This window comes from Methylobacterium sp. AC433, assembly GCF_979253015.1.
Window position 1 is genome coordinate 119,011 of sequence record NZ_CEEDBN010000004.1, and the last position, 26,186, is coordinate 145,196.

General features: G+C 70.5%; 23 protein-coding genes. 16 read left to right on the forward strand and 7 right to left on the reverse strand.

Features of this window, described 5'->3' with window-relative positions; genetic code table 11:
- Nucleotides 1–3 precede the first annotated feature (3 nt).
- The 4 genes from AC0IWM_RS08580 (at nt 4) to AC0IWM_RS08595 (ending at nt 3,841) form a co-directional block, all read left to right on the forward strand.
- Nucleotides 4–1,146 (forward strand): ABC transporter permease, encoded by a 1,143-nt coding sequence (locus AC0IWM_RS08580; protein ID WP_471754293.1) that lies wholly within the window; start codon nt 4–6, stop codon nt 1,144–1,146.
- Between the two features lie 124 nt (nt 1,147–1,270).
- Nucleotides 1,271–1,993, forward strand: a complete 723-nt coding sequence (locus tag AC0IWM_RS08585; RefSeq protein ID WP_471754606.1) for an ABC transporter ATP-binding protein — start codon at nt 1,271–1,273, stop codon at nt 1,991–1,993.
- Between the two features lie 68 nt (nt 1,994–2,061).
- A complete protein-coding gene (locus AC0IWM_RS08590; RefSeq protein WP_471754295.1) occupies nt 2,062–3,144 on the forward strand; it encodes an MlaD family protein in 1,083 nt (360 codons plus the stop codon).
- A 109-nt stretch (nt 3,145–3,253) separates the two neighbouring features.
- Entirely contained in the window at nt 3,254–3,841 is a 588-nt protein-coding gene (locus tag AC0IWM_RS08595) for an ABC-type transport auxiliary lipoprotein family protein (RefSeq protein WP_471754608.1), read from the forward strand.
- A 30-nt stretch (nt 3,842–3,871) separates the two neighbouring features.
- Here the strand turns inward: AC0IWM_RS08595 and AC0IWM_RS08600 are convergent, their stop codons facing one another.
- The 3 genes from AC0IWM_RS08600 to thiE form a co-directional block, all read right to left on the reverse strand.
- Nucleotides 3,872–4,501 carry a helix-turn-helix domain-containing protein gene (locus AC0IWM_RS08600; RefSeq protein ID WP_056476384.1) on the reverse strand — a complete coding sequence of 210 codons (630 nt, stop codon included), beginning with the start codon at nt 4,499–4,501 and terminating at the stop codon, nt 3,872–3,874.
- Between the two features lie 86 nt (nt 4,502–4,587).
- Nucleotides 4,588–5,394, reverse strand: a complete 807-nt coding sequence (thiD, locus tag AC0IWM_RS08605) for a bifunctional hydroxymethylpyrimidine kinase/phosphomethylpyrimidine kinase (RefSeq protein WP_471754297.1) — start codon at nt 5,392–5,394, stop codon at nt 4,588–4,590.
- A 40-nt stretch (nt 5,395–5,434) separates the two neighbouring features.
- Nucleotides 5,435–6,145: a thiamine phosphate synthase gene (gene thiE, locus AC0IWM_RS08610; RefSeq protein WP_471754299.1), complete on the reverse strand. Its 711-nt coding sequence runs from the start codon at nt 6,143–6,145 to the stop codon at nt 5,435–5,437.
- Nucleotides 6,146–6,294: 149 nt separating this feature from the next.
- Between thiE and AC0IWM_RS08615 the strand changes: the two genes are divergently transcribed.
- The 6 genes from AC0IWM_RS08615 (at nt 6,295) to AC0IWM_RS08640 (ending at nt 12,500) form a co-directional block, all read left to right on the forward strand.
- Entirely contained in the window at nt 6,295–6,858 is a 564-nt protein-coding gene (locus AC0IWM_RS08615; protein ID WP_471754301.1) for a sugar O-acetyltransferase, read from the forward strand.
- Nucleotides 6,859–6,928: 70 nt separating this feature from the next.
- Nucleotides 6,929–7,990: an NUDIX hydrolase gene (locus tag AC0IWM_RS08620; RefSeq protein ID WP_471754303.1), complete on the forward strand. Its 1,062-nt coding sequence runs from the start codon at nt 6,929–6,931 to the stop codon at nt 7,988–7,990.
- Nucleotides 7,991–8,143: 153 nt separating this feature from the next.
- Nucleotides 8,144–9,169, forward strand: a complete 1,026-nt coding sequence (gene nadA / locus AC0IWM_RS08625) for a quinolinate synthase NadA (RefSeq protein WP_471754305.1) — start codon at nt 8,144–8,146, stop codon at nt 9,167–9,169.
- Nucleotides 9,166–10,710 carry an L-aspartate oxidase gene (locus AC0IWM_RS08630; RefSeq protein WP_471754307.1) on the forward strand — a complete coding sequence of 515 codons (1,545 nt, stop codon included), beginning with the start codon at nt 9,166–9,168 and terminating at the stop codon, nt 10,708–10,710. The genes nadA and AC0IWM_RS08630 overlap by 4 nt, the downstream gene beginning before the upstream one ends.
- Nucleotides 10,711–10,779: 69 nt before the next feature.
- Nucleotides 10,780–11,643 (forward strand): carboxylating nicotinate-nucleotide diphosphorylase, encoded by an 864-nt coding sequence (gene nadC / locus AC0IWM_RS08635; protein ID WP_471754309.1) that lies wholly within the window; start codon nt 10,780–10,782, stop codon nt 11,641–11,643.
- A 191-nt stretch (nt 11,644–11,834) separates the two neighbouring features.
- The gene (locus AC0IWM_RS08640; protein ID WP_471754311.1) at nt 11,835–12,500 is read left to right on the forward strand and encodes a L,D-transpeptidase; all 666 of its coding nucleotides are present in this window, start codon (nt 11,835–11,837) and stop codon (nt 12,498–12,500) included.
- A 79-nt stretch (nt 12,501–12,579) separates the two neighbouring features.
- Here the strand turns inward: AC0IWM_RS08640 and AC0IWM_RS08645 are convergent, their stop codons facing one another.
- Entirely contained in the window at nt 12,580–12,927 is a 348-nt protein-coding gene (locus AC0IWM_RS08645) for a DUF6460 domain-containing protein (RefSeq protein ID WP_471754313.1), read from the reverse strand.
- 241 nt (nt 12,928–13,168) lie between these two features.
- Here AC0IWM_RS08645 and AC0IWM_RS08650 point away from each other — a divergent pair, with 241 nt between their 5' ends.
- From AC0IWM_RS08650 to pdeM, 3 genes are read left to right on the forward strand one after another with little or no spacing between them, the layout of a single operon-like run.
- Nucleotides 13,169–14,131, forward strand: coding sequence for an alpha/beta hydrolase (locus AC0IWM_RS08650; protein ID WP_471754315.1), 963 nt, complete (start codon nt 13,169–13,171; stop codon nt 14,129–14,131).
- Nucleotides 14,128–16,659, forward strand: a complete 2,532-nt coding sequence (locus tag AC0IWM_RS08655) for a ligase-associated DNA damage response DEXH box helicase (RefSeq protein WP_471754610.1) — start codon at nt 14,128–14,130, stop codon at nt 16,657–16,659. The genes AC0IWM_RS08650 and AC0IWM_RS08655 overlap by 4 nt, the downstream gene beginning before the upstream one ends.
- 43 nt (nt 16,660–16,702) lie before the next feature.
- On the forward strand, nt 16,703–17,416 hold the full coding sequence (gene pdeM / locus AC0IWM_RS08660) for a ligase-associated DNA damage response endonuclease PdeM (protein ID WP_471754317.1): 714 nt from the start codon (nt 16,703–16,705) through the stop codon (nt 17,414–17,416).
- A gap of 12 nt (nt 17,417–17,428) precedes the next feature.
- Here the strand turns inward: pdeM and AC0IWM_RS08665 are convergent, their stop codons facing one another.
- Together AC0IWM_RS08665 and AC0IWM_RS08670 are read right to left on the reverse strand one after the other, a co-directional pair.
- Nucleotides 17,429–17,866 (reverse strand): DUF3429 domain-containing protein, encoded by a 438-nt coding sequence (locus tag AC0IWM_RS08665; protein ID WP_471754319.1) that lies wholly within the window; start codon nt 17,864–17,866, stop codon nt 17,429–17,431.
- A 165-nt stretch (nt 17,867–18,031) separates the two neighbouring features.
- Nucleotides 18,032–21,250 carry a hypothetical protein gene (locus AC0IWM_RS08670; protein ID WP_471754321.1) on the reverse strand — a complete coding sequence of 1,073 codons (3,219 nt, stop codon included), beginning with the start codon at nt 21,248–21,250 and terminating at the stop codon, nt 18,032–18,034.
- Nucleotides 21,251–21,531: 281 nt separating this feature from the next.
- On the opposite strand from AC0IWM_RS08670, the gene AC0IWM_RS08675 reads away from it, so the two are divergent.
- The 3 genes from AC0IWM_RS08675 to AC0IWM_RS08685 all read left to right on the forward strand — a co-directional run bounded on the left by AC0IWM_RS08675 (nt 21,532) and on the right by AC0IWM_RS08685 (nt 25,289).
- Nucleotides 21,532–23,319 carry an acyl-CoA dehydrogenase C-terminal domain-containing protein gene (locus AC0IWM_RS08675; protein WP_471754323.1) on the forward strand — a complete coding sequence of 596 codons (1,788 nt, stop codon included), beginning with the start codon at nt 21,532–21,534 and terminating at the stop codon, nt 23,317–23,319.
- A 168-nt stretch (nt 23,320–23,487) separates the two neighbouring features.
- The gene (locus AC0IWM_RS08680) at nt 23,488–24,696 is read left to right on the forward strand and encodes an acetyl-CoA C-acetyltransferase (protein WP_471754325.1); all 1,209 of its coding nucleotides are present in this window, start codon (nt 23,488–23,490) and stop codon (nt 24,694–24,696) included.
- 101 nt (nt 24,697–24,797) lie between these two features.
- A complete protein-coding gene (locus AC0IWM_RS08685) occupies nt 24,798–25,289 on the forward strand; it encodes a DUF2059 domain-containing protein (RefSeq protein ID WP_471754327.1) in 492 nt (163 codons plus the stop codon).
- 30 nt (nt 25,290–25,319) lie between these two features.
- On the opposite strand, the gene AC0IWM_RS08690 is transcribed toward AC0IWM_RS08685, so the two are convergent.
- Nucleotides 25,320–26,120: an EAL domain-containing protein gene (locus AC0IWM_RS08690; protein WP_471754329.1), complete on the reverse strand. Its 801-nt coding sequence runs from the start codon at nt 26,118–26,120 to the stop codon at nt 25,320–25,322.
- Nucleotides 26,121–26,186: the final 66 nt, after the last annotated feature.

The window sequence follows — 26,186 nt, forward strand, 5'->3', positions numbered from 1 at the left end:
TCATTGGCTAGAGCCGAGATCAGGACCAACCCGGAAGCTGCCGACGCCGCGATCCTCGAGGGCGGGCGCGTCGGCCTGTCCGGACGCTGGACCGCCGACCAGGGCGCATCCGTGGAGGTCGCCGCCGCGCGCATCGCCGACAGCGCCGCGGGCACGTCCCTCCTGGTCGACCTGAGCCGGATCGCCCGCCTCGACACCCTCGGCGCCTGGGTGCTGGAGCGAACCCGTGCCGAGATCGAGGCTGCGGGTGGCCGACTGGCCTATGCGGGCGCGACGCCCGAGCACCGGATCCTCCTGAGCGAGGTGAAGCTGCGCGCCGCCGAACCGCCGCCGCCACGGCGCGGACGCGTCTTCGGCTTCCTCGACGATCTCGGCCGGAGGGTCGTGGGCGCCAAGTCCGACCTCGTCACGGGCCTCGCCTTCTTCGGGGAGGTCGTGACCGCCTGCATCCGCGTCGCGGCCCGGCCCGGCACCTTTCGGGGCACGGCCCTCGTCAATCAGATCGAACAGGTCGCCTTCCGGGGCGTCCCGATCATCGTGCTGATCTCGTTCCTCGTGGGCGGAATCGTCGCCCAGCAGGGAATCTTCCAGCTCCAGCGCTTCGGCGCCCAGAGCTTCGTCGTGAATCTCATCGGGCTCCTCATCCTGCGCGAGCTCGGCGTGCTGCTCACCTCGATCATGGTGGCGGGTCGCTCGGGCTCTGCCTTCACCGCCGAGATCGGCTCGATGCGGATGCGCGAGGAGGTCGACGCCCTGCGGGTCATGGGCCTCGATCCGATCGAGATCCTGATCGTCCCGCGCATCCTCGCCCTGGTGATCGGCCTGCCGATCCTGACCTTCCTCGCCTCGCTCGCGGCCCTGGCCGGCGGCGGCCTCACCGCCGCGCTCTACGGCGGCATGACGGTCGACGCGTTCCTGGCCCGGCTTCAAGCCGCCGTCTCCCTGCACCACGTGGCCGTCGGATTGATCAAGGCGCCGTTCATGGCGCTGATCATCGGCATCATCGCGACGATCGAGGGATTCGCCGTGGAGGGCTCGGCCGAGTCCCTGGGCCGCCACGTCACGGCCTCAGTCGTCAAGTCTATCTTCATGGTGATCGTCCTCGACGGATTGTTCGCCGTCTTCTTCGCCGCGATCGACTTCTGAGGGTCGCCAGACCGTGTCCGTCCCGAACCTTCAGACGCGTTTCGAACACACGGCGCCCTCCGCCGCCCCGGAGGCGATCATCCGCGTGCGCGACCTCGTGGTCGGCTTCGGCAGCAAGATCGTGATGAAGGGGCTGAACCTCGACATCCGCCGCGGCGAGATCCTCGGCTTCGTCGGACCCTCCGGCCAGGGCAAATCGGTGCTCACCCGGACGATCCTCGGCCTCGTCCCGAAGCGGGCCGGCACGATCGAGGTGTTCGGCGAGGACGTGGACGGCCTCACCGTGGCCCGGCGGCGCCAGATCGAGCAGCGCTGGGGCGTTCTCTTCCAGCAGGGCGCGCTGTTCTCGGCGCTCACCGTCAAGCAGAACATCCAGATGCCGATGCGTGAGCATCTCAACCTGTCCGAGCGCCTCCTCGACGAGTTCGCCCGCCTGAAGATCGAGATGGTCGGCCTGAAGCCGGATGCGGCCGACAAGCTGCCTTCCGAATTGTCGGGCGGCATGATCAAGCGCGCGGCCCTCGCCCGCTCCCTCGCCCTCGACCCCGAGATCCTGTTCCTCGACGAGCCGACCTCGGGCCTCGACCCGATCGGCGCCGGCGAGTTCGACGAACTCGTCGCGACCCTGAAGCAGACGCTCGGCCTGACCGTCTTCATGGTCACCCACGACCTCGACAGCCTCTACACCGCCTGCGACCGCATCGCCGCCCTCGGCGACGGCCAGATCATCGCGCAGGGAACCATCGAGGAGATGCTGGAGAGCGACCATCCCTGGCTCCGCTCCTACTTCCACGGCAAGCGCGGACGCGCGGTCGTCTCGCCAGGCAGGCATCATGCGCCGGCCTGACCCCCGCCGCCCCCAGCGTGCCGCCGCGCACCGCCCGCGCCCCACCCCGTCAAGGTATTGCTGATCCGATGGAGACTCGTGCGAACTACGCCCTGATCGGCGCCTTCACCCTCGCGGTCGTGGTGGCGGCCTTCGGCTTCGTGTTCTGGCTCCAGGGCGGTTCCCGCAGCCAGGTCCGGCAGGCCGTGCGCATCGTGTTCTCCGGCACCGTCGGCGGCCTCGCCAAGGGGTCGACCGTGGCCTTCAACGGCATCAAGGTCGGCGAGGTCATGGACGTTCGCCTGCTGCCGCAGGACCCGCGCCGCGTCGTCGCCATCGTGGAGGTCGAGCGCACCACCCCTCTGCGCGCCGATACCCGGGCCCGCCTCGATTCGGCGATGCTGACCGGCGTCTCGACGATCTCGCTGTCGGGCGGCAACGCCGATGCCCCGGCCCTGACGCCCGGCTCGGGCGACCAGATGCCGACGATCTTCGCCGACAGCTCCGACATCCAGGACATGATGGCGGCGGCCAAGCAGATCGCCCAGCGGGCCGACGACGTCCTCCAGCGCCTCGACAAGGTGGTGGCCGGCAACGAGGGCGCGATCACCCGCACCCTGGCCAACGTGGAAGCCTTCTCGAAGACGCTCGCGGAGGCTGGCCCGGCGGTGAGCGGGCTCGTGAGGGCGATCGATGGCGAGAAGCTGAACCGCGTCATCGACAATGCCGAGAGGTTCTCCGGTGCCCTCGCCGCCGGGAGCCCCGACATTGAGGGCGCCCTCAAGGACGCGCGCTCCCTGGCGGCCAAGCTCAACGCCTCCGCCGACCGCGTCGATGCCGTCCTGAAGGGGGCCGAGGGCTTCCTCGGCTCGGCCTCCGGCTCTGCGGGCACCAGCACCTTCACCGAGGTGCGCGAGGCGGCGATCTCCGTCCGCGACGCCGGACGGGCCTTCCGGACCCTCTCCGAGAATCTCGACAAGCGCACCTCGAACATCGCCACCAGCTTCAACCGCCTGAGCGGCACCGGACGCCGGGAGGTCGAAGCCCTGTCGACCGATGGCCAGCGCACGCTGAACACCCTGAACCGCACGGTGAAGAGCCTGGAGCGCGACCCCTCGCAGGTCATCTTCGGCGGCAAGCCATCGTTGCCGGAATACAACGGTGGTCGCTGAAGCGACCGCCGTCCGGGCCAGGGTGCCGCGGCGCACGGCAACAATCCGGACTTGCGTTAGTTTACCGCCACGCTGCGCGTCAGTGCGGCGACGGGTTTCCAAAATGCGTATGACTTTCCACCGGACGGCCCCCGCGCTCGTCGCGATGCTCCTCGCCACCAGCCTCGGCGGCTGCGGCGGCGGTGCGGTGCCGCTCACCTTCGATCTCGCAGCTCTGCCGTCCACCGGGCGGGCCGTCGGCGCGGCGCGCTCGTTCACCGTGGCCGAACCGGTGGGCATCCAGCCCTTCGAGGCCGACCGCATCATCGTGCGCGAGCCGGGGGGCGCCCTGTCCTTTCTCGGCGGCGGCCAGTGGGCCGACCGCCTGCCGCGCCTGATCCAGACGCGGCTGATCCAGAGTCTCGAGAATTCGGGCCGCCTGAAGTCGGTGAGCCGACCCGGGGACAAGATCGTTTCGGACTACCAGCTGATCAGCGAGATCCGGGCCTTCGACATCGCGGCCGGTACCGGCGAGGCGGTGGTCGACATCTCCGCCAAGATCATCACCGAGGGTACCGGGAAGATCGTCGCCGCCCGGATCTTCACCGCGCGCGTGCCGGTGCCGAAGGTCGATGCCGGCAGCGCCGCGGTGGGGCTCGACGCCGCCCTGGCGCGGGTGCTCGGCGAGATGGTCGCCTGGGTGAATTCCGGCCGCTGAGCCGCCGGAGCCTCGGCCCCATCGCCGGCCTCATTCCATCACGGCCGCCTTCATGATCACCACCATGATGGCCTTGGCCGGCTCGGGCCCGATGCAGCGCACCGTGTGCGGCCTGTCGCAGCGGTAGCGCAGGGTCTCGCCGGCCCGCGCTCTCTGGACGGTGCCCGCCACCTCGACCTCGAGCAGACCGGATGTGACGGTGAGCGACTCGACGGAGCCGCGCTGATGCGGATCGGAATCGAGCAGGCCGCCGGGATCGGCGGTCAGGTCGTACCATTGCAGCCACTCAACCGTCTTGATCCAGCCGATGATGGCGAGCCGGACCTTTCCATCGTCCGAGACCAGGATCGGCGTGTCTGCGCGCGAAGTCTTCTCGATGAACGGCTCTTCGTCGCTGGTGGCGAGCACCCGCTCGATCGAGACGTCGAGGGCCTGGCTCAGGCGCCAGATCGTGGCCAGGGTCGGATTCGTCTCGTTGCGCTCGATCTGGCTGATGATCGACTTGGCTACCCCCGACTGCTCGGCGAGCTCCGACAGCGACAGGTTGTAGGCCTTGCGCAGGCGCTGGATCGTCTTGCCGAGCTGTCCGGAAAGCACCTGCGCCCCGGTGAGTATGTCCCGCTGCCGCCCGCGATCGGGCGTCGTCAACTGGTCGTCCATCTGATCCGACATCCACGCATCCGTTCCATTAACCGGACGCTTGTGCGTTACTTCAAACGCAAACGGCGGATCGGCGCAAGGCGCGGTCAGACCCAGAGGGCATGGAAATGGTGCACCGGGCCATGCCCCTGCCCGACCGTGACGCCGTCGGCACCCGCGATCGCGGCGGAGACGTAGCGCTTGGCCTGCGCCACCGCCTCGACCATCGGCAGACCCCGGGCGAGGCCAGCCGCCACCGCCGCCGAGAGGGTGCAGCCGGTGCCGTGCGTGTTGCGCGTGCGGGTGCGCGGGGCGGCGAAGCGCCGGAGTGTTCCGTCGCTGCCCATCAGGTGGTCGACGCTCTCCTCGCCCTCACCGTGCCCGCCCTTCACCAGAACGGCCCTGGCGCCGATGGCCAGGAGACGTCGGCCCTGCGCCACGGCGGCATTCTCCGTCTCGGCGGTGGGTTCGCCGATCAGGGTCGCGGTCTCGGGCAGGTTCGGCGTGACGAGGTCGGCGAGCGGCAGGAGGTGGCGGCGCAGGGCGTCCACCGCCGCCTCCGAGATCAGCCGATCGCCGGACGTGGCGACCATCACGGGATCGAGCACGATGGGGATCGAGCCCGCATGGCGCGCCAGACCCGCCGCCACCGCCTCGATGGTGGCGACCTGCGACAGCATCCCGATCTTCACCGCGCCGACGGCGAGATCGGAGAACACGCTGTCGATCTGCGCCGCCACGAAGTCGGCGGGCACGTCGTGGATGGCCTGAACCCCGCGGGTGTTCTGCGCGGTCAGGGCGGTGATGACGCTCGCCCCGTAGACCCGGAGGGCCGCGAACGTCTTCAGGTCGGCCTGGATGCCGGCCCCGCCGCTCGAATCGGATCCCGCGATGGTGACGGCGATGGGGGTCATGGCGTGGCGGTCCTGTCGCTTCCTCGGTCTTGGGGGAAGCTTAGGCCGCGACACCCCGCGCGGCGAGGGCGGAATCGACGCGGAAACGCAGGTCGCGGGCGCGGCCTTCCACCGACTCGCCGGCGAACAGCGACGAGATCACCGCGATTCCGTCCGCTCCGACCTTGATGACGGCCGCCGCGTTGCTGGCGTCGATGCCGGCGATCGCCCCGAGGGGGAAGGCGGCGCCGCGGGCGAGGCGTCCGCGGAAGATGATGCGTGCGAGGCCGTCGAGGCCGACCGGCGGGTCGGGATTGTCCTTGCTGTTCGTCGCGAACACGCCGCCGATACAGGCGTAATCGACCGGCAGGCGGTAGAGCTCGTCGGCCTGGGTGCCGGTCTTGAGGGTCAGGCCGATGATCGCTTCACGGCCGAGGAGACGGCGCGCGTCGACGGGGTGGAGGTCGCTCTGGCCGAGATGCACCCCCTCGACGCCGGCTGCCAGGGCCAAGTCGACCCGATCGTTGATGAGGAGCGGCACGCCGGTGCCCGCGAGCGCGGCCTGGATCGCCCGGATCCGCGCCAGGGCCGCGCGGGCATCCGCGATGGACTTTTCCCGGTACTGCAGCAGCGTGCACCCGCCCCGCACCGCCTCCGCCGCCATCGCGGCGAGGCGCCCGCCATCGAAGCCGGACACCCCGGTGTCGAGGAGGCCGTAGAGCCGCAGGTCGACGGGCCGCCCCCGGCCGATGGCTTCGTCCCGTCCGATCACGCTGCACTTCCCCCCGGTTCGTCACCGTTCGATCCCAGTGTAGGACCGCGCTCCCGTCATCGGAAGCCCGTCGCGCCAGACGGAGCCTTCGGAGGTTCCTCGCGTTCATCCCCGGATCCGAATCCTCACGGGCAGGAGCCGCACCTCGCATGAACTTGACGCAGAAGCAGAAGATGCTCGCCGGCGAGGTCTACAATCCCGACGATCCGGAGCTTCACGCCGACAGCCATGCTTGCAAGGCCTGGATGCAGCGCTACAACGCGGCCCTGGCCGAGACGCCGGCGGTCCGGCGTGAGTTGCTGCGCGAGCGGCTCGCCGCCGTCGGGGAGGGCGCGGTGATCCGGCCGCCGTTCCACTGCGACTACGGGCTGCACATCAGCCTCGGCGCCCACGTCTTCCTCAACTTCGGCTGCGTCATCCTCGATTGCGCCCCGGTGAGCATCGGGGACCGCACCCAGATCGGGCCTGGAGTCCAGATCCTCACCCCCGACCATCCGCGCGAGCCGGGCCCGCGCGAGGCCGGGCTGGAATTCGCCCGGGCGATCCGGATCGGCCGCAATGTCTGGATCGGCGGCGGGGCGATCCTTCTGCCCGGCATCACCGTGGGCGATCACGCCATCGTCGGGGCCGGCAGCGTCGTCACCCGCGATGTCGCGGAAGGCACCACGGTCGTGGGCAACCCGGCGCGCGCCCTCCCGCGCAGCCAGGTTTGAGGCACCAGCCGAACCCGGATGTGGGACGAATTCGCCGGCACGGTTTTTCCGCGTTCATCACACCGTCGCGATGTGCCATGAGCAGGTGACAGTCGAACCGGATGAAACGGATAGCGGGCGGGGATCGGGGCGCGTGACCACGGCGGAGGAGATCCAGCGGGATGCGGAGGGTGCGCTCTCCAATCCGTCCGCCGTCGGACTCGTGGCCGTGATCATCGCGGCCACCGACGGCGAGCCGCGGGCGCTGACCGTCCAGGTCGGCAGCCAGGCCAAGGGCCGCTCGGACGGCCTGCCAGCGGGTCCCCTGGTGCCCGAGCACCCGACCCTGGAGCGCGGCCTGCGCGCCTGGGTGGAGCGCCAGACCCACCAGCGCCTGGGCTATGTCGAGCAACTCTACACCTTCGGCGACCGCGACCGGCAGGGCGACGATGCCGGCGGCCTGCACTCCCTGTCGGTGGCCTACCTCGCCCTGGTGCGCGAGGTGCGCCCGGGCGGCCTCGCGGAAGCCTCCTGGCGCAACTGGTACCGCTACCTTCCCTGGGAGGATTGGCGGGAGGGCCGTCCCGAAGCGCTCGGCGAGATCGAAACGAAGCTCCTGGCCTGGGCCGAGCAGGCGACCGATCCGAAGCTGCGCCGCCGGCGCGAGGACCGCCTCGGCCTGACCTTCGGGCTGTGCGGCGGCGCCTGGAACGAGGAACGGGTGCTGGAGCGCTACGAATTGCTGTTCGAGGCAGGCCTGATACCGGAGGCGCAGGGCCAGTGCGGCGAGGCCAGCGAATCGGATCTCGCGATCACGGGCCAGCCCATGGCACTCGATCATCGCCGGGTTCTGGCCACCGCGATCGGTCGGCTCCGCGGCAAGATCAAGTACCGTCCCGTCGTCTTCGAACTGATGCCGCCGACCTTCACGCTGTTCCAGCTCCAGCGCACGGTGGAAGCCCTGTCCGGAACCAACCTTCACAAGCAGAATTTCCGCCGCCTCGTGGCGCAGCAGGGATTGGTGGAGGAAACCGACGACGTGACCAGCGGGGCGACCGGCCGCCCCGCACGCCTCGTGCGTTTCCGGCGGGAGGTGCTGCTGGAGCGGCCCGCCCCGGGCTTCCGCCTGCGCCCCGCCCGCCGGCCGGCCTGACGCCACCGCCTGAGCGAATGACGTTTGCGCCGCAGCGTCATTTTCGCATCGCAAAAACGTTATGCTCAAACCCTGCATATCTGGACAAGGCGATCCGGGCCGCCTACGTTAGTCGGCACAATGCTCAGATTGAGCATAAGTGAGGACGCGTCAATGGCGGCGACCAGTCTCCCGATCGGCCCGGCTTTCCGGGGGCTTCCCACGGGCTTTCCCCTTCCCGAGATCTACGAGCGCGTGAGCCGTCACGTGCCGGCGATCGAGTGGCCGGCCCTGGCTGAGGATGTCGCTGCCATCCTCGAGCTGAAGAAGACGCGCAATGCCGTGATCCTGGCCCACAATTACCAGGCGCCGGAGATCTTCCACACGGTGGCCGACATCGTGGGCGACAGCCTCGCGCTGGCCCGCGAGGCCGTGACGGTCGATGCCGACGTGATCGTGCTCGCCGGCGTCCACTTCATGGCCGAGACGGCCAAGCTCCTGAATCCCGGCAAGACCGTGCTGATCCCGGACAGCCGCGCCGGGTGCTCGCTCGCCGACTCGATCACCGCGGCGGACGTGCGCGGCCTGCGGGAGAAGTATCCGGGCGTTCCGATCGTGACCTACGTCAACACCTCCGCGGCAGTGAAGGCGGAGTCGGACCTGTGCTGCACCTCCGGCAATGCCGTCGAAGTCGTGCGCTCGCTGAACGCACCGCGCGTGCTGATGATCCCGGACGAGTTCCTGGCTCAGAACGTCCAGGCGATGGTGCCGGAGGTCGAGATCCTCACCTGGGCCGGGCACTGCGAGGTCCACGAGCAGTTCACGCCCGCCGACATTCGCGAGGTCCGGGAGAGCTATCCGGGCGTCACCGTCATCACCCACCCGGAATGCCCCCCCGAGGTCGTCGCCGAGGCCGATTTCTCGGGCTCGACCGCGATGATGATGAACTTCGTCCTGGAGAAGCGTCCCAAGCAGGTGGTGCTCGTGACCGAGTGCTCCATGGGCGACAACATCGCGGCGGCCAACCCCGACATCGAGTTCATCAAGCCCTGCAACTTGTGCCCGCACATGAAGCGCATGAGCCTGAAGAACATCCGTCGCGCCCTGGAGACCATGACCCAGGAGGTCACGGTGGAGCCGGAACTCGCCGAGCGCGCCCGGATGGCGGTGGAACGCATGCTCGCGGTGCGCACCCGATGAACGCGCACGCTCCGTTCTCCTTCACGCTTCCGGGGTCGGACCGGATCATCGTGATCGGCGCCGGCATCGCCGGCCTCGCCACGGCCCTGCGCCTCGCGCCGCGCCCCGTCACCCTGGTCACGGCCTCCCCCCTCGGGGTCGGCACGGCGACCGGCTGGGCGCAAGGGGGCATCGCCGCCGCCATGGCACACGACGACGCCCCGGCCCTGCACGCCGCCGACACGGTGGCGGCCGGCGCGGGCCTGACCGAGGCCGACGTCGCCCTGCGCGTCGCCGCGGCCGGACCTGGCCTGATCGACTGGCTCGTCGGCCTCGCGGCGCCCTTCGACCGGGATGCCGCCGGTGCCCTCGCCCTCGGCCTCGAAGCGGCTCACTCGCGCCGCCGGATCGTCCGGGCCGGGGGGGATTCCACCGGGCGGATGGTGCTGGAGACCCTGGTCCGGGTCGTGGAGCGGACGCCCTCCGTCACGGTCCTCGTCGCCTCGGCCCGCGACCTGATGCGGGACGCCCGCGGTGCCGTGGCCGGCGTGGTCTGCGAGCACGACGGAGCCCGCTTCGCCCTGCCGGGCCGGGCCGTGGTGCTCGCCACCGGCGGGGTCGGAGCGCTCTATGCCTCGACCACCAATCCGCGCGGTGCGACCGGGCGCGGCCTCGCCCTGGCCGCCCGAGCCGGCGCGGTGCTGCGCGACATGGAGTTCGTGCAGTTCCACCCCACCGCCATCGCCACGGGCGCCGATCCGATGCCCCTGGCCACCGAGGCCCTGCGCGGCGAAGGGGCACGGCTGATCGACGAGACCGGTGCCCCGGTGATGGCCGGAATCGCCGGCGGTGACCTCGCCCCGCGGGACGTGGTGGCACGCGGCATCTTCCAGGCGCAGGCGCGCGGCGCCCGGGTGTTCCTCGATTGCCGGGGCGAACTCGGAGCCCGCATGGCCACGCGGTTTCCGACCGTGGCCGGCCTCTGCGCCGGCGGCGGCATAGACCCGAGGACCCAGGCGATCCCGGTCCGGCCGGCGGCGCACTATCACATGGGTGGCGTGAAGGTGGACGGGACCGGCGCCAGCACGGTGCCGGGGCTGTTCGCCTGCGGCGAGGTCGCCTCGACCGGGTTGCACGGCGCCAACCGTCTCGCCAGCAACTCGCTCCTGGAGGCCATGGCCTTCGCGCCGTGGATCGCCGAGGCCATGTCCGCGGTGCCGGCTCCAGGCTATGCCCGGGCCGAGGCCGCTTCGTCCCGCATCGACGCCGACCGGGAGACCCTGCGGGCCGTGATGGAGCGTCAGGTCGGCGTGGTCCGCGAGGCGGAGGGGCTCGCGGAGGCGGTGCGCCACCTCGCTCCGGCGGCGCGGGGCGGCTGCGACGCCGCCCTCACCGGCCTCGCCATCGCGGCCTCGGCGCTGTCGCGACGGGAGAGCCGCGGTGCGCACTGGCGCAGCGACCATCCCGCCCAGGACGTACCGGCACACACGGAAGTGGCTTTGTCCGATCTCTGGGCGATGGCCGAGGCGGTCGAACCCGACCAGGCCGTCGCCGCCGCCTGAGCCTAGCGTCTCCGGTCCCGCCCCGAGGGGCGGCACCGGCTCCTCGTCCTCCGTACCGGAAGCTGGACCATGTCCGATCCCTCAGAGCTGCCTCCCCTGCCCCGCCTGATGGTGGAACCGATCGTCCGCGCGGCTCTGCTGGAAGATCTCGGCCGGGCCGGCGACATCACCACCGACGCCATCGTGCCGGCCCGCGCCCGCCTGGAGAGCGTCATCGCCGCCCGTCAGGACGGGGTGATCTCCGGGGTCGACACGGCGGTGATCGCCTTCGGGCTGATCGATCCGAGCGTCGTCGTGACGGTCGAGCGCGGCGACGGCACCCGGGTGAAGCCCGGCGACGTGGTGATCCGCCTCGCCGGGCCGGCCCGGGCCATCCTCACCGCCGAGCGCGTCGCCCTCAACCTCCTGTGCCGCATGTCCGGGGTCGCCACCGCGACCGCTTCCCTCGTCGAGGCGGCCCGGCCCCACGGCAAGGCCCGCATCGTCTGCACGCGCAAGACGACGCCGGGCCTGCGCGCCCTGGAGAAGCACGCGGTCCGCGCCGGGGGCGGCTCCAACCACCGCTACGGTCTCGACGACGCCGTGCTGATCAAGGACAACCACGTCGCCGTGGCCGGCGGTATCGTGCCGGCGATCGAACGGGCACGGGCCTATGCCGGCCACCTCGTGAAGATCGAGGTGGAGGTCGACACCCTGGCCCAACTCGAGCAGGCCCTCTCGGTGAACGCCGACGCTGTGCTCCTCGACAACATGTCCCCGCAGCAGCTCGCCGAGGCCGTGGCGATGATCGACGGGCGGGCCATCGCGGAGGCATCGGGGCGGATCAACCGCGAAACCGTGGGGGCCGTGGCGGCCTCCGGCGTCGACCTGATCTCGTGCGGCTGGATCACCCACAGCGCACCGATCATCGACCTCGGCCTCGACGCGGTCTGAGAGCCGCCCGAACGGCCAAGGTGACACGGTGTTGCCATGAAATCACGACGCTGCGGCAAGCGTCGTTGCGGTGCGAATTCGGCTTGGCTTTGGAGCGTGAGCGTTTACGTCTTGGGCACACTTCGCACCGTAACGTGCGTCAAGTTTTCCAAGCCGTTTCCACAGAATACGTTCGCCTTTGAGAGGCTCCGATGCGCCGTTTCGCCCCCGCCCTGACCGGGCTCGTCTGCGCGCTGGGCGCGTGGGCTTCGCCCGCCGCCGCCTACGAGATCGACCCGCTGACCCGTCAGCCGCTCGATAACGCCCTGGTCATCCGGGTGCGGCCGCAGAACGAGCCCGTCGCGCTCCCCACCGCCAACGCCTCCCTGCCCGCCGCCGACCCGATGGCGCCGTCCTCCGCCGTGCCGCAGATGTCCGCGATCCAGCGCGAGGAAGTCGCCTATGCCGGCGGCTATGCCCCGGGCACCATCGTAGTCTCCACCGGCGAACGGCGCCTCTACTACGTGCTCGGCGACGGCAAGGCCCTGCGCTACGGCGTCGGCGTCGGCCGGCCCGGCTTCACCTGGGGTGGCGTGCAGACCATCACCATGAAGCGCGAGTGGCCCGATTGGCGTCCGCCGGCCGAGATGCTGCGCCGTCGTCCCGACCTGCCGCGCTTCATGAAGGGCGGCATCGAGAACCCGCTCGGCGCCCGCGCCATGTACCTCGGCAACTCGATCTACCGCATCCACGGCTCGAACGAGCCGGAGACGATCGGCACCGCCGTGTCCTCGGGCTGCATCCGCATGACCAACGACGACGTGGCCGATCTCTATACCCGCGCCAAGGTCGGTGCGAAGGTCATCGTCCAGCGCTGAACGCACCCTACGCGTCCTGACTGTTCTCAAGGGGCCGGTGGAAACACCGGCCCCTTTTCGTCGATGACATCGGATCCCGTTACTTCGATACGGCGAAGAAGCGCGACAGGAGCCAGAGCGGCACCACCACGACCGCGCCGGCCAGGATCCAGCGGCCGAAATCGTGGAAGGTGGCGAGGCCGAGGTCGATCAGGGTCCGCACCGCGTCGTAGGCGTGCCAGAACAGCAGACCAGGGGTGACGCCGAGGGTCGCCATCACGGCACCGACCAGCACCGACAGGAACAGCAGCTTCATGAACACGGTGGCGGGCGAGCCGCCGAGGAAGCGACGCAGGGCCGAGCGCCGCCCCTGGTCGGGGAACGGCGCGCCGGCATAGGGCTGGCCCCCATAGGGCGGCGGGCGGCGCGGATCGTGGTCGAGCGTCATGGGTGTCCCGGGGGGTGTCCTGAGGTCGTGCGATGTTCGCCTCTCAACCCCGTGAACCCGGCGGAACCGTGACGCAAGCGACACAGTTTGCACGAAAGCCGACACATGCGGGAGCGTTAGGCGTTTTCACCCAGCGGACGGATGGTCCCGTTGCCTGGACCGGCCCATCTTAGGGACGCGATCCCTTCCCCGGACCGACTCGCGCCCCGCAGACTGACCCGTTGATGAAACGAACCGTTCCATGATCGACCACGCCCTGTTCGATCCGGCGATGATCGATCCCGACACGAAGCGCCTGAACGCCGAGATCGTGGCCGCGCACGCCGCGCAGGTCGACCCGTGGTCGATCCCGATGACCGAGGTTCGCGCGCGCCGCCGCCAGGGCACGCAGGCCTCGCCGGCCATGCCACGCAGCGCCCGCGCCGAAACCCTCACGATCGACGGCCCCGGCGGTCCTCTGCAGTTGCGCGTGATCCGGCCCGACGCGCGGAAATGGGCCAAGCTGCGCGGCGCCTACCTGCATATCCATCGCGGCGGCTGGGTCTGGGGATCGGCCGACGAGCAGGACCCGTGGTTGGAGCGGATCGCCGACGCCTGCGGCTTCGTGTGCCTTTCGGTGGAGTACCGCCTGGCCCCCGAGCATCCCTACCCGGCCGCCCTCGAGGATTGCGAGGCCGCGGCCCTCTGGCTCGCCGGTGCCGGTCGGGCCGAGTTCGGCATCTCGGCCCTGACCATCGGCGGCGAATCGGCCGGCGCGCAGCTCGCCGTGATGGTGCTGCTGCGCCTGCGTGACAGGCACGCCCTGTCCCGCGCCTTCCGGGGCGCCAACCTCAATGCCGGCTTCTTCGACCTCGGCCTGACCCCGAGCGTGCGTAACTGGGGCACTGACCGCCTGGTGGTGAACACCCAGGACCTCACCAATTTCGCCAACGTCTATGTCCGCGAAGGCATCGATCGCCGCCGGCCCGACGTCTCGCCGGTCTATGCCAACCTCAAGGGCCTGCCCCCGGCCCTGTTCACGGTGGGCACCCACGATCCGCTCCTCGACGACACGCTCTACATGTCGGCCCGCTGGGCGGCGGCCGGAAATGGTGGACACACGGCGATCTATCCGGGCGGCTGCCACATCTTCGTGCGCTATCCCGGGGCGATGTCCGAGCGGGCGCTGGAGCTCATCGACCGCTTCCTGATGGCCCTGGCCTGAGCAAGCGCGCCACCGCATCGCCGCTGCCCGAGCGCTTCGCCGCGTGGTTCTCCGCGCGCGGCTGGGCACCCCGCCCCCACCAGCTCGAGCTTCTCGACATCGTCGGACGCGGAAGCTCGGCCCTCCTCGTGGCGCCGACGGGCGCCGGCAAGACGCTGGCGGGCTTCCTGCCGAGCCTGACCGCCCTGGCGGGGCGACCGGCCTCGGCGAAGCCGCGCGGACTGCACACGCTCTACGTTTCGCCCCTGAAGGCGCTCGCCGTCGACATCGCCCGCAACCTCGACGCGCCCATCGCCGAGATGGGCTTGACCGTGCGCGTCGAGACCCGCACCGGCGATACGCCCTCGCACAAGCGCACCCGGCAGATCGCGCGCCCGCCCGACATCCTGCTGACCACGCCGGAACAGCTCGCCCTGCTCATCGCCCATCGCGAGGCGGCGGAGCTCTTCGCCGACCTGTCCTGCGTCGTCCTCGACGAGTTGCACGCCCTCGTCACGTCGAAGCGCGGCGACCTCCTCTCCCTGGCGCTCGCTCGCCTGCACCGCCTCAGCCCAGGCCTCACGGCGATCGGCCTCTCCGCCACCGTGCGCGAGCCGGACGAGTTGCGCCGGTATCTGGTGCCGCAGCGGGCGAACCCGGCTCCATCCACGACGGGATCGCCGGTCGCCATGGCGGAGCTCGTCGTGGTCAAGGGCGGCGCGGCGCCCGACCTCCACATGCTCGATACCGGGCTGACCCTGCCGCTGGCCGGCCACACGGCCTGGCAGGCGATGCCGGCGATCTACGACCTGATCGGGCGGCACCGCACGGTGCTGGTCTTCGTCAACACCCGCCTCCAGGCGGAGTACACCTTCCAGGAGCTCTGGCGGATCAACGACGCCAACTATCCCATCGCCCTGCATCACGGCTCGCTCGATGCCACGCAGCGTCGCCGGGTCGAGGCCGCCATGGCGGCGGGCCAGCTGCGGGCGATCGTCTGCACCGCCACCCTCGACCTCGGCATCGACTGGGGCGACGTCGACCTCGTCGTCAATATCGGGGCGCCGAAAGGGGCGAGCCGGATCATGCAGCGCATCGGCCGCGCCAACCACCGCATGGACGAGCCGTCGAAGGCCTACCTGGTCCCGGCCAACCGGTTCGAGATGCTCGAGTGTCAGGCCGCCCTTGACGCCGTCGAGGCCGCCGCTCAGGACACGCCCGATGCACGCCTCGGCGCCCCCGACGTGCTGGCCCAGCACGTCCTCGGCATGGCCTGCGCCGACGCCTTCGATCCGGTTCAGCTCTACGAGGAGATCGTCTCGGCGGCGCCCTACGCGGGGCTGTCCTGGGAAGATTTCGAGGCGGTGGTTGATTACGTCGCCACCGGCGGCTACGCGCTGCGCGCCTACGAACGCTTCGCGAAGATTCTCCGCGGACCGGACGGCCTGTGGCGGGTGCGCGACGCCCGCATCGCCCAGCAGTACCGGATGAACGTTGGCACCATCGTGGAATCCGCCAAGGTGAAGGTCCGCCTCGCCCGCGGCGTGCGCGGCAAGCCCGGTGCGATCCTGCCCAAGGGCGGGCGGGTGCTCGGCGAGATCGAGGAGGATTTCGCCGATACCCTGACGCCCGGCGACACCTTCCTGTTCGCCGGCGAGGTCCTGCGCTTCGAGGGCCTGTCCGAGGACGAAGCGCTGGCGACCCGGGCCGGGCCGGGCACGGACCCGGCGATTCCCTCCTATGCGGGCGCCAAGTTCCCGCTCTCGACCTTCCTCGCCGCGCGGGTCCGTGCGCTGATCGCCGACCCGTTCGAGTGGGACCGCCTGCCGAAGCAGGTGGCCTCCTACCTCCTGCAGCAGCGCAGCCGCTCGCTCCTGCCGGGTGAGCGCGACCTGCTGGTCGAGACCTTCCCGCGGGCGGGGCGCTACTACATCACCGCCTTCCCCTTCGAGGGGCGGCTCGCGCATCAGACCCTCGGCATGCTGCTCACCCGACGCCTCGAACGGGCCCGGATGCGGCCCCTGGGCTTCGCCGCCAACGATTACGGTATCGCCATCTGGCTCAACCGGGACGTCGGCGAGCGGATCGGCCGCGAACCGGACTTCCTCGAGACGCTGTTCGCCGAGGACATGCTCGGCGACGACCTCGAGGCCTGGCTCGACGAATCCGCCATGATGAAGCGCACCTTCCGACAATGCGCCGTGATCGCCGGTCTGATCGAGCGGCGCTATCCCGGGCAGGCCAAGACCGGGCGCCAGGTCACGATCTCGACCGATCTGGTCTACGACGTGCTGCGCAAGCACCAGCCCGACCACCTCCTCCTGAAGGCGGCGCGCCAGGATGCGGCAACCGGACTCCTCGACGTGAAGCGCCTCGGTATGATGTTGAGGCGCATCCAGGGGCGAATCATCCACAAGGCGCTCGATCGCGTCTCGCCGCTCTCCGTCTCCGTCATGCTCGAGATCGGGCGCGAACGGGTCTACGGCGAGGGCGCCGACGAGATTTTGGCCGAAGCCGAGGCCCAGTTGCTCGAAGAAGCGCTGGCCTGAGCGTGTGGTGAAACGCCCTGCCCCGAACGCAGAGGATGCGGTTTTGGCGCTCGGCCAGAGACTTGAGAAAACCACCCGGGCCCCCGGCCTGACCCTTGCTGGCGAAACCCTCGCCCTCGACCTCTGCGGTGGCCTCTGGCTCGCGCAGCACCGCACCCTGATCGTGTCCGACCTCCACCTGGAGAAGGGCTCGGCCTTTGCGGCCCGGTCCGGCCAGTTCCTGCCACCCTACGACACCCGCGAGACCCTGGCCTGCCTGCACGAGGTGATCGCCCGTCTGGACCCGGCCTGCGTGGTCGCGCTGGGCGATTCCTTCCACGACTCGCGCGGTCCCGAGCGAATGGAGCCCGGCGACCGCGCCATGGTGGCTGCCCTGCAGGAGGGGCGCGACTGGGTCTGGATCGCCGGCAACCATGACCACGCGGTGAGCGAAGGCGTCGGCGGACGCTACGCCGAGACCCTGATGGTCGGCGGCCTGACCCTGCGGCACGAGCCGACCGTCGACGCTCCCGACGGCGAGGTCGCCGGTCACCTGCATCCCTGCGGCAAGGTCGCCATGCGGGGCCGCGCGGTGCGCCGGCGCTGCTTCGTCACCGACGGGCGCCGCCTGATCATGCCGGCCTTCGGCGCCTATGCGGGAGGACTCAATGTCCGCAACGCCGCCTTCGAGCCGCTGTTTCCGGCCGGCTTCACGGCCCATCTCCTCGGGGATGGCCGCGTCTTCGCCATCGGAAAGACGATGCTGAGCAAGGATTGAGGCGGAGCCGGCTCAGGCCGCGATCAGCAGCGAGGCCCCCGCGACCCCGGACAGGGCCAGCCGCAGGCGCCCGAGCCAGACCGGGACGAGCCCGCGCCGCGGCAGGTCCTGGTCGACGACGCCCCAGGCGAGCACGAGAATGCCGAGGATGCGCAGATCCCACGGCATCGGCGCGGCGAGCGCCGCCCAGGCGATCAACGAGGGCAGGATCGCGATGGCGTAGTCGGCTCCCCCAGAATTGCGGGCGGCGGCCGCACCCCAGCGGATCCCGCCGAGGAACGATGCGATGACGGCGCCGTAGGTCGAGAGCACCAGGCGTGGGCTGAGGCCGATGGTGCCGAGACCGCCATCGGAGCCGCTATAGGCGAGCAGGGCGAAGCCTAGGAACGGAATCAGCCCGGCGACGCCCAGGATCAGGGCGGCCGGTGGAACCGTCGTCACGCGCGCCATCGGCTCACCGCTCTTCAGGGCCGCCCCGCGGAGGCCGCCTTCGCTTCGGAATGGATTACCCGACCCGTATGATCCGGGAACCATTCCTCGGACAACGCCGGGGCACCGGGTTCGCTGCACCGCGGAGCGGCGGCAGAAGCTCGCATCTCCGAGACCGCGCGTCTGTCAGATCCGCCGCGCCGGCGGAACGTTGCCCGAGGGCGCCGGTGCCCCGAGCAGGCTCATGGTGTTCTCGGTCGGCAGGGGCGCCGGGATCTCGTTGGATGCCGGCTCCGGCACCTTGGGCTTGAACGCCGCGACCTGCGCGCGCGCGGCGGCCAGGGCCTTCACATCGAGCTTGGCGGCCACGTCGTCGCGCTTCTTCGCGGCGTCCTCGTCGCCCTGCGCCGCGGCGGCGGAGAACCAAAGGAAGGACTGTGCGAGATCCTGCTGGACGCCCATGCCGCGGGCGTAGAGCACCGCGAGATTGTACTGGCTGTCGCGGAGGCCGAATTCGGCGGCGCGCTTGAACCAGAGCGAGGCGGTGGCGAAATCGGGCTTGCCGCCGGCAGCCGGATTCTCGGCGTAGATCACCGCGAGGTTGTGCATGGCCCGGGCGTTGCCGAGCTCGGCGGCGCGCCCGTACCAGAGCTTGGCCTGGTTCAGGTCGCGGGCGACGCCGACGCCCTTCTCGTAGAGGCTGCCGAGCTTGTACTGCGCCGGCGCGAAGCCGCTCGCCGCGATCTGCTCGAAGATCCTCACCGCCAGCGCGGGATCACGTGCCATTCCGCGGCCTTCGGCGGCCCGCATGCCGAGGTCGTAGGCGGCCGCACCGTCGCCGTCGAGGGCGGCTTGGCGCAGCTTGACCAGGGCGGGCGGCACCACCGCGAGGTCGGCGGAGATGCCGGCCATCGTGGTCACCCGCGGCACCGCGGAGCGGGACGCAGGAGATCCCGCCGCCTTGGCGGGCGCGCTCTCGGCGAGGCTCTGCGTCGTCTGCGGATCGGCGACGGGCGGGGCCGCGGCCTTTCCGTCCTCTGACTTGCTCTCCTGGGACTTGCTCGCGGCATCGGTCCCGGCGGCGACAGGGCCAGCGGGGGTCGAGACGGCGGCGACCGGCTCGGCCGCAGGCGTCTCGGTGCCGGCGCTCCGGCGGGCGTTCAGGGCCTGCAGCGCGCCGAGGAGGAGGACCACCGCGGCGAGGCCGAGGAGGAGCGGCTTCCGGCGGCGATCGACGCCGCTCCGGAAGCGCGCGAGGCGACCTCCGCGCAGGCCGGCATCGGCGCCGTCGCGGTTGCCCTCGGCGTCGGAGGCGCCGGTCTGGCCCGCGGCCTCGGCCTGGGCCGCCTGGGCCGCGCGCCGGGCGGCAGCGATGAAGCTGGTCTTGATGTCGCTGTCGGCTGCGCCGGCGTCGCTCGGCTCGATCCGACCCGCGGCGCGATCACGGCCCGGTCGCCCGGCGCCCGGCTCCAGCGGCAGGTCGGGACCCGAGACCTGGGGGCGCTCGGCCCGCATCGCGTCCGGACGGCGCGACGGTGCTGTTCCGGCGGGATGCTCGGCACCCGGCTCCTTGGACAGCTCCCGGACGAGGTCCTTGGCGACATCCCGTTGCATCCGGGGCGTGAGGGCGAGCGGAGCATCCGGATCGGTCGGGCCGATGCGTCCCACCAGCCGCTCGAGGGCGGAATAGACGCCCGTCAGCGTCGACTGCATCCGCTGCTCGGAGGCGACCTGATGGGCGCGCAGGTCCGCGAGGCTCGCCCGAAGAAGCGCGACTTCGCCGGTCTCGACGGCCGCACCCATGGTCTCCGCGACCGCGTTGCGGGCCGCGCGCTCGACGGCGGCTTCCATCGGCGCCTCCGCCCGCAGGGCAGAGACCTGGTCGAGGAGGTCGGTCATGGTGCGCTCGAGCCCGGCCAGCGCCGGATCGGCATCGCGGGTGTCGATGCGCTCGGCCAGGGCCAGCACCTGTTGCTCCAGGGCGTCGAGACCTTCGTCGCGCGGACCCTCGCCCGTGCCGATCCGGTCGAGCTTGACCGTCAGCTCGTGGAGCATGCCGTGAATGGAGGCGAGATTCTCGTCCGGCTGCGCCGGCCGGCGCAGGGTCGCGCCGATATCCTCGAGGCGTCCGATCAGGTCTCCGACGGGATTGATGCTGACCCGGTCGACCTTCTCGGACAGGGCGTCGATCCGGTGGAGGATGATGTCGGAATCCTGGTGGGCGGCCATCGGCCCCACCCCGCGAAGGGCGTCGAGCTTGGCGTCCATCTGCTGGATCTGCTCGCCGATGCCAGCATCGGTGCCCGACCGCAATCCGATCCGGATCTCCTCAAGCAAGGGGCGCAGCTCCGCCATGCCCTCGCCGGGCATACCGGCCTGGATCTGAGAGACCTGATTGCTGATGGCCTGGATGCCGGCGGCGAGGCTCTGGATCCGCTCCGGTCCGGCGAGCGCACCGATCAGGCGACGGATCTCGTCGAGTTCCCGGAACAGGCCGGCCACGACGTCCTGCTCGGCGAGGCCGGAGGGCACGCCCTGGAGCGTGCCGTTCATCCTGGCGGCGAGGCATTCGACATCGGCGGCGACGCGGGCATGCACGTTCTCGGCGACATCCTCGGCCAGGCGCTCCACCTGGGCGCGGATGGCCTCGATCGGGGCGGCGATGGCCGCGAGGTCGGCCGGGGCCTGCGCCTTCTGGACGCCGGCCGCGAGGGTCTGCATCGCTTTCTCCAGCGCGCCGACGTCGCGGCCGCTGGCGAGGCTGCCGATCGATTCGCGCAGGCGTGTCGTCTCGCTCTGGAGTTCGGCGATGGCGGGCGCATCGACGCCGGGCGCCGGCGAAGCAGCCTGAGCCGGTGCGGAGGCCGCCGGAGCACCGGCCAGCTCGCGCTGGCGCTGGCGGATCTCGGTGACCGCGTCGCGGATCTCGGTGACGGCGGGCCGGCCGCGGCGGCCGAGGGGACGCGGCGTGGCGAGCTGCTCGCCGATCTCCGTCATGCGGCGCTCGATTTCGGCGAGGCGCTGCGCCATCTCGGAGGCCGATTCGGCCTGCGGGAGCGCGGGCGCCGCCGGGATGGGCGCCTCGGACCCGATGCGCTGGTCGATCCCGTCCAGCCGGCGCATCATCTCGGTGAGGGCGGCGTTCTTGCCGGGGCGGATTCCGGCGGTCGGCGTGGTGGACCTGACCTCGACCGGGCTCGACGGCGCGGCGGTCTGGGCTGCCTCGGCTGCCGGCGGCCGCGAGGGCGCCGTCGCGGTGGGGGCCTTGTCTCCGCGGGTGTCGGGCTCGACGATCGACGCGATCCAGGTCTCGACCGGAATTCCGGCGCGGCGCGCCATGTCCCGCGCCGCTTCGAGCACGTCGGGATCGAAGCCTTCGAGGTCGAGGGTCGCGTTGCGTGTCATCGTCAAACCTGACTCGGCGAAGTCCATGGCTCGATCCGCGCGTGGCCCCGCCACGCGAAAACGAGGGAGGGGTTAACGACGGACCCGTGCTCCCCGACATTTGGTAGTCTTGGTAAACAGGCAGTTAAGGCGCCACCGATTGATGTCTCGTGCATGATTCTCGCGAGGCGCGCCGCGACCCCCTTTCGCCCCTCGAAAAATAGTTTATATGTGAACCATCAGGTGCGCCGGCGGTCGGAAGGCCGTCCAGGAACGCAGCCGTTTCCGGGAGATGATGCGCGATGCCAAGCTACAAGGCACCGGTCGAGGACGTCCTGTTCCTGCTGAACGACGTGCTCGGTTTCCACCGCTACGACAATTTGCGCGGTTTCTCGGATGCGTCGCCGGACGTGATGGAGGCGGTTCTCAACGAGGGCGCCAAGCTCGCCGAGACCGTGCTCGCGCCGCTCAACCCGGTCGGCGATCGGGAAGGCTGCACCCGGCATCCCGATGGCAGCGTCACCACCCCGAAGGGCTTCAAGGCCGCCTACGACGCCTATGCGGGCGGCGGCTGGATGGGGCTTTCGATGCCTGAGGAATATGGCGGCCAGGCCCTGCCCCACACCCTGAACACGGCGATCCAGGAATTCGCCTCCGGGGCCAACCTCGCGCTCGGCATGTATCCGGGCCTGACCCAGGGGGCGATGGCGGCCCTCGTGGTGCATGGGTCGGACGAGCAGAAGGCCCTTTACCTGCCGAAGATGGTGGAGGGTGCCTGGACCGGCACCATGAACCTCACCGAGCCGCATTGCGGCACGGATCTCGGGCTCCTCAAGACGAAGGCCGTGCCGAACGGCGACGGCTCCTACAGCCTCACCGGCACCAAGATCTTCATCTCGGCCGGCGAGCACGACCTGTCGGAGAACATCATCCATCTGGTGATCGCCCGCATCGAGGGCGCGCCGGCCGGCACCAAGGGCATCTCGCTCTTCGTGGTGCCGAAGTTCCTGGTGAACGCGGACGGCTCGGTCGGCGAACGCAACCCGGTCTCCTGCGGCTCCCTCGAGCACAAGATGGGCATCCACGGCAACTCGACCTGCGTCATGAACTACGACGGGGCGAAGGGCTGGCTCGTCGGGCAGGAGAATCGCGGCCTGAACGCGATGTTCGTGATGATGAACGAGGCCCGCCTCGCGGTCGGCGTTCAGGGTCTCGGCCAGTCCGAGGTCGCCTACCAGAACGCGGTCGCCTATGCCAAGGACCGGCTCCAGGGCCGTGCCCTGACCGGCGCCAAGGCGCCCGAGAAGGCTGCCGACCCGATCATCGTCCATCCCGACGTGCGCCGGACCCTGATGGGCATCCGCGCCTTCAACGAGGCCGCCCGCGCCCTCGTGCTCTGGACCGCGCTCCAGGCCGATATCGGACACCGGTCCGACGATGCGACCGAACGGCAGAACGCCGAGGACCACATGGGCCTGATGACCCCGGTGGTGAAGGGCGTGCTGACCGACCGGGGGTTCGCCAATGCGGTCGAGGCCCAGCAGATGTTCGGCGGCCACGGCTACATCGAGGAATGGGGCATGTCGCAGTTCGTGCGCGATGCCCGCATCGCGATGATCTACGAGGGCGCCAACGGCATCCAGGCCATGGACCTCATCGGCCGCAAGCTGCCCAAGGACGGCGGGCGGGCGATGATGACCTTCCTCGGCGAAGTGCAGACCTTCATCAAGGACCACGGCGAGGACGCGGCGATGAAGCCCTACGTCGCGCCCCTCCAGGCCGGCCTCAACGACCTGCAGGGCGCCACCATGTGGTTCATGCAGAACGCCTTCACGAAGCCCGACAATGCCGGCGCCGGTGCCACCGACTACATGCACCTGCTCGGACTCGTGGCCATGGGCTACATGTGGGCGCGCATCGCCAAGGCCGCCCTGGCGCGGCAGGCGGAAAGCCCGTCCGAGGCGATGGCCGCCAAGCTGGTGGTGGGCCGCTTCTACATGGAGCGCCTCCTGCCCGAGACCGCGACCCGGCTGGTGCGGATCAAGGCCGGATCGGAAACCACGATGGCGCTCAGCCCCGAGGCGTTTTAGACCGTCGCGACGCCCCCTCCTCCCCCTTGCGGGGAGGAGCCGGAGGTGGGGGTGGTTGGGCGACCCTCCGTCGGCCGAGGCTGGCGGCGCCACCCCCACCCCTAACCCCTCCCCGCAAGGGGGAGGGGGACTGCCTGCGCCGCCAGGGTCAAGAGAACGAGGACACGCATGCCCGAGGCCTTCATCTACGACCATGTCCGCACCCCGCGGGGCCGCGGCAAGCCCGATGGCTCGCTCCACGAGGTGACGGCCCTGCGCCTCGCCGAGGTGGCGCTCCGCGCCCTCAAGGAGCGCAACGACCTCGACACGCGCCGCGTCGACGACGTGGTGCTCGGCTGCGTCGATCCGGTGGGCGAGGCCGGCGGCGACATCGCCCGCGCGGCGGCCCTGGTGGCCGATTACGGCACGCACGTGCCGGGCGTGCAGATCAACCGCTTCTGCGCCTCGGGCCTCGACGCGGTGAACTTCGCCGCCGCGCAGGTGATGGCCGGCCAGCACGACCTGACGGTGGGCGGCGGCGTCGAGTCCATGAGCCGCGTCGGCCTCGGCGCCTCGGGCGGCGCCTGGCCGGTGGATCCGGCCATCGCGATCAAGTCCTACTTCATGCCCCAGGGCGTGTCGGCCGACCTCATCGCCTCGAAATACGGCTTCAGCCGCGACGATTGCGACGCCTACGCCGTCGAGTCGCAGAAGCGCTCGGCCGCCTCCTGGGCCGAGGGCCGCTTCGCCAACGCGGTCGTGCCGGTGCGGGACATCAACGGCATCACGCTGCTGGCCAACGACGAGCACATGCGGCCGTCCACCGACATGCAGTCGCTGGGACAGCTCAAGGCCTCCTTCGTCCAGATGGGCCAGATGGGCGGGTTCGACGCGGTGGCCATCGACGCCCATCCGGACGTGGAGACCGTCAACCACGTCCACCATGCCGGCAACTCGTCGGGCATCGTCGACGGCGCCGCCGCCGTGCTGATCGGCTCGGCCGAGGCCGGCAGCGCCGCGGGCCTGAGGCCCCGCGCCCGCATCCGCGCCTTCGCGAATATCGGCTCGGACCCGGCCCTCATGCTCACCGGCCCGGTGGACGTGACGAAGAAGGTCCTGGCGCGGGCCGGCATGAGCCTGGCCGACATCGACCTCTTCGAGGTCAACGAGGCCTTCGCCGCGGTGGTGCTGCGGTTCCAGCAGGCCTTCGACGTCGACCCGGCCAAGATCAACGTCTGCGGCGGCGCCATCGCCATGGGCCATCCGCTGGGCGCCACCGGCGCGATGATCCTCGGCACGGTGCTCGACGAACTGGAGCGCACCGGCAAGGAGCGCGCCCTGGTCACCCTCTGCATCGGTGCCGGCATGGGCACCGCCACCATCATCGAGCGGGTGTGAGCCTGCGCCGCCTCCCAAACCCCGCGCAAGTGGGGTAGAGGGCGGCGCCCGCCGCCGCCCGGCGCCGGGCTCACAACAAGAATCTCCGAGGACACGCCACGATGACGCGCCTGCTCGCCACCCTCTGCCTGACCACCGCCCTGTGCCTGCCCATCGCCGCCCGCGCCGACGATGCCGCCGAGCGCATCGCCGTCGCCAAGGACCTGGTGCAGAAGACCACGATCAAGAACCTGGAGGTCGGCTTCACGGGCGCCCTCGAGAAGACCGTGGCGCCGATGAAGGAGGACAAGGCCGAGGCCGTGCGCAAGGAGATCCGCGCCGAATTCGACAAGCAGCGCGAGACCATGCTCGACGGCCTGTCGAAGGCCTATGCCGAAAAGTTCAGCCTCGACGAGCTGAAGCACCTCTCCGAGATCTACGGCGACAAGACCTACCAGAAGTTCCAGGCGGTCAATGCCGACCCGGCCTCCACCGTGACCACGATCTCGCAGGCCTCCGTGACCAAGCTCCTGAACATGCTGGCCATCGCCTCGGCCGGCGACTCGGCGGCCAACGCGGCCCCGGGCGCCCCCATGCCGATGCCGGCGCGCTGAGGCGGACCGACGGAGATCTCGATGGCCGGCTCAAGCCACATGCGCGCGGGCATACCCACCCGCCGGAGAGCCGGCCACCGGGAAGCCGCGGACCGGGGGCAGCGCCTCCAGATGGGGCTTGGCGAAGTGGTAGCCCTGGAACAGGCTCGCACCGAGGCTGCGCAGGGTGTCGAGCTCGGACGCCGTCTCCACGCCCTCGGCGATGATCGCGATGTCCAGGGAGCGGGCGATGCCGATGATGCCCGCGACGATGATCTGGCGGCGCCGGTCGGTGTCGATGCCGCGCAGCAGGTCCATGTCGATCTTGATGAGGTCGGGCTGGAAGTTCGCCAGCAGGCTCAGGCCTGCGAAGCCCGCGCCAAAATCGTCGAGGGCGGTCAGGAAGCCCTGGCGCCGGTACTCGGCGACGATGCGCGAGACGTGGGCGGTGTCGCGGAACTTCTCGTTCTCGGTGAATTCGAACATGATCCGGTCGTGGGCGAAACCGGCCTTGCGGGCCGCCTCCAGGGACGAGCGGATGCAGGCCGCCGGCTCGTAGACGGCGTTCGGCATGAAGTTGATCGACAGGCGGGTCGCGTCGTCCGTGGGAAACAGGCGTCCGGCGAGTTCGATCGCCTTCACCCGCGCGGCCTGGTCGAAGCGGTAGACGGTTTCCGGCGTCACGCGGCCGAGGATCGAGGCGGCCGATTCGCCACCCGTGCCGCGCACCAGCGCCTCGTAGCCCCAGACACGGTTCGCCGCGAGGTCGAGAATCGGCTGGAACGCCATGGTGAAGGTGAAGTCGAGTTCGGCTCCATCGCGGCAACCCTGGCAGCCGGTCCGTGCGGTCATGGTCGTGTCCTGTCGCAGCAAGGTGCCCCCCGGCATGCCTTGATGCATTCGCAAGGTTTGAGATTG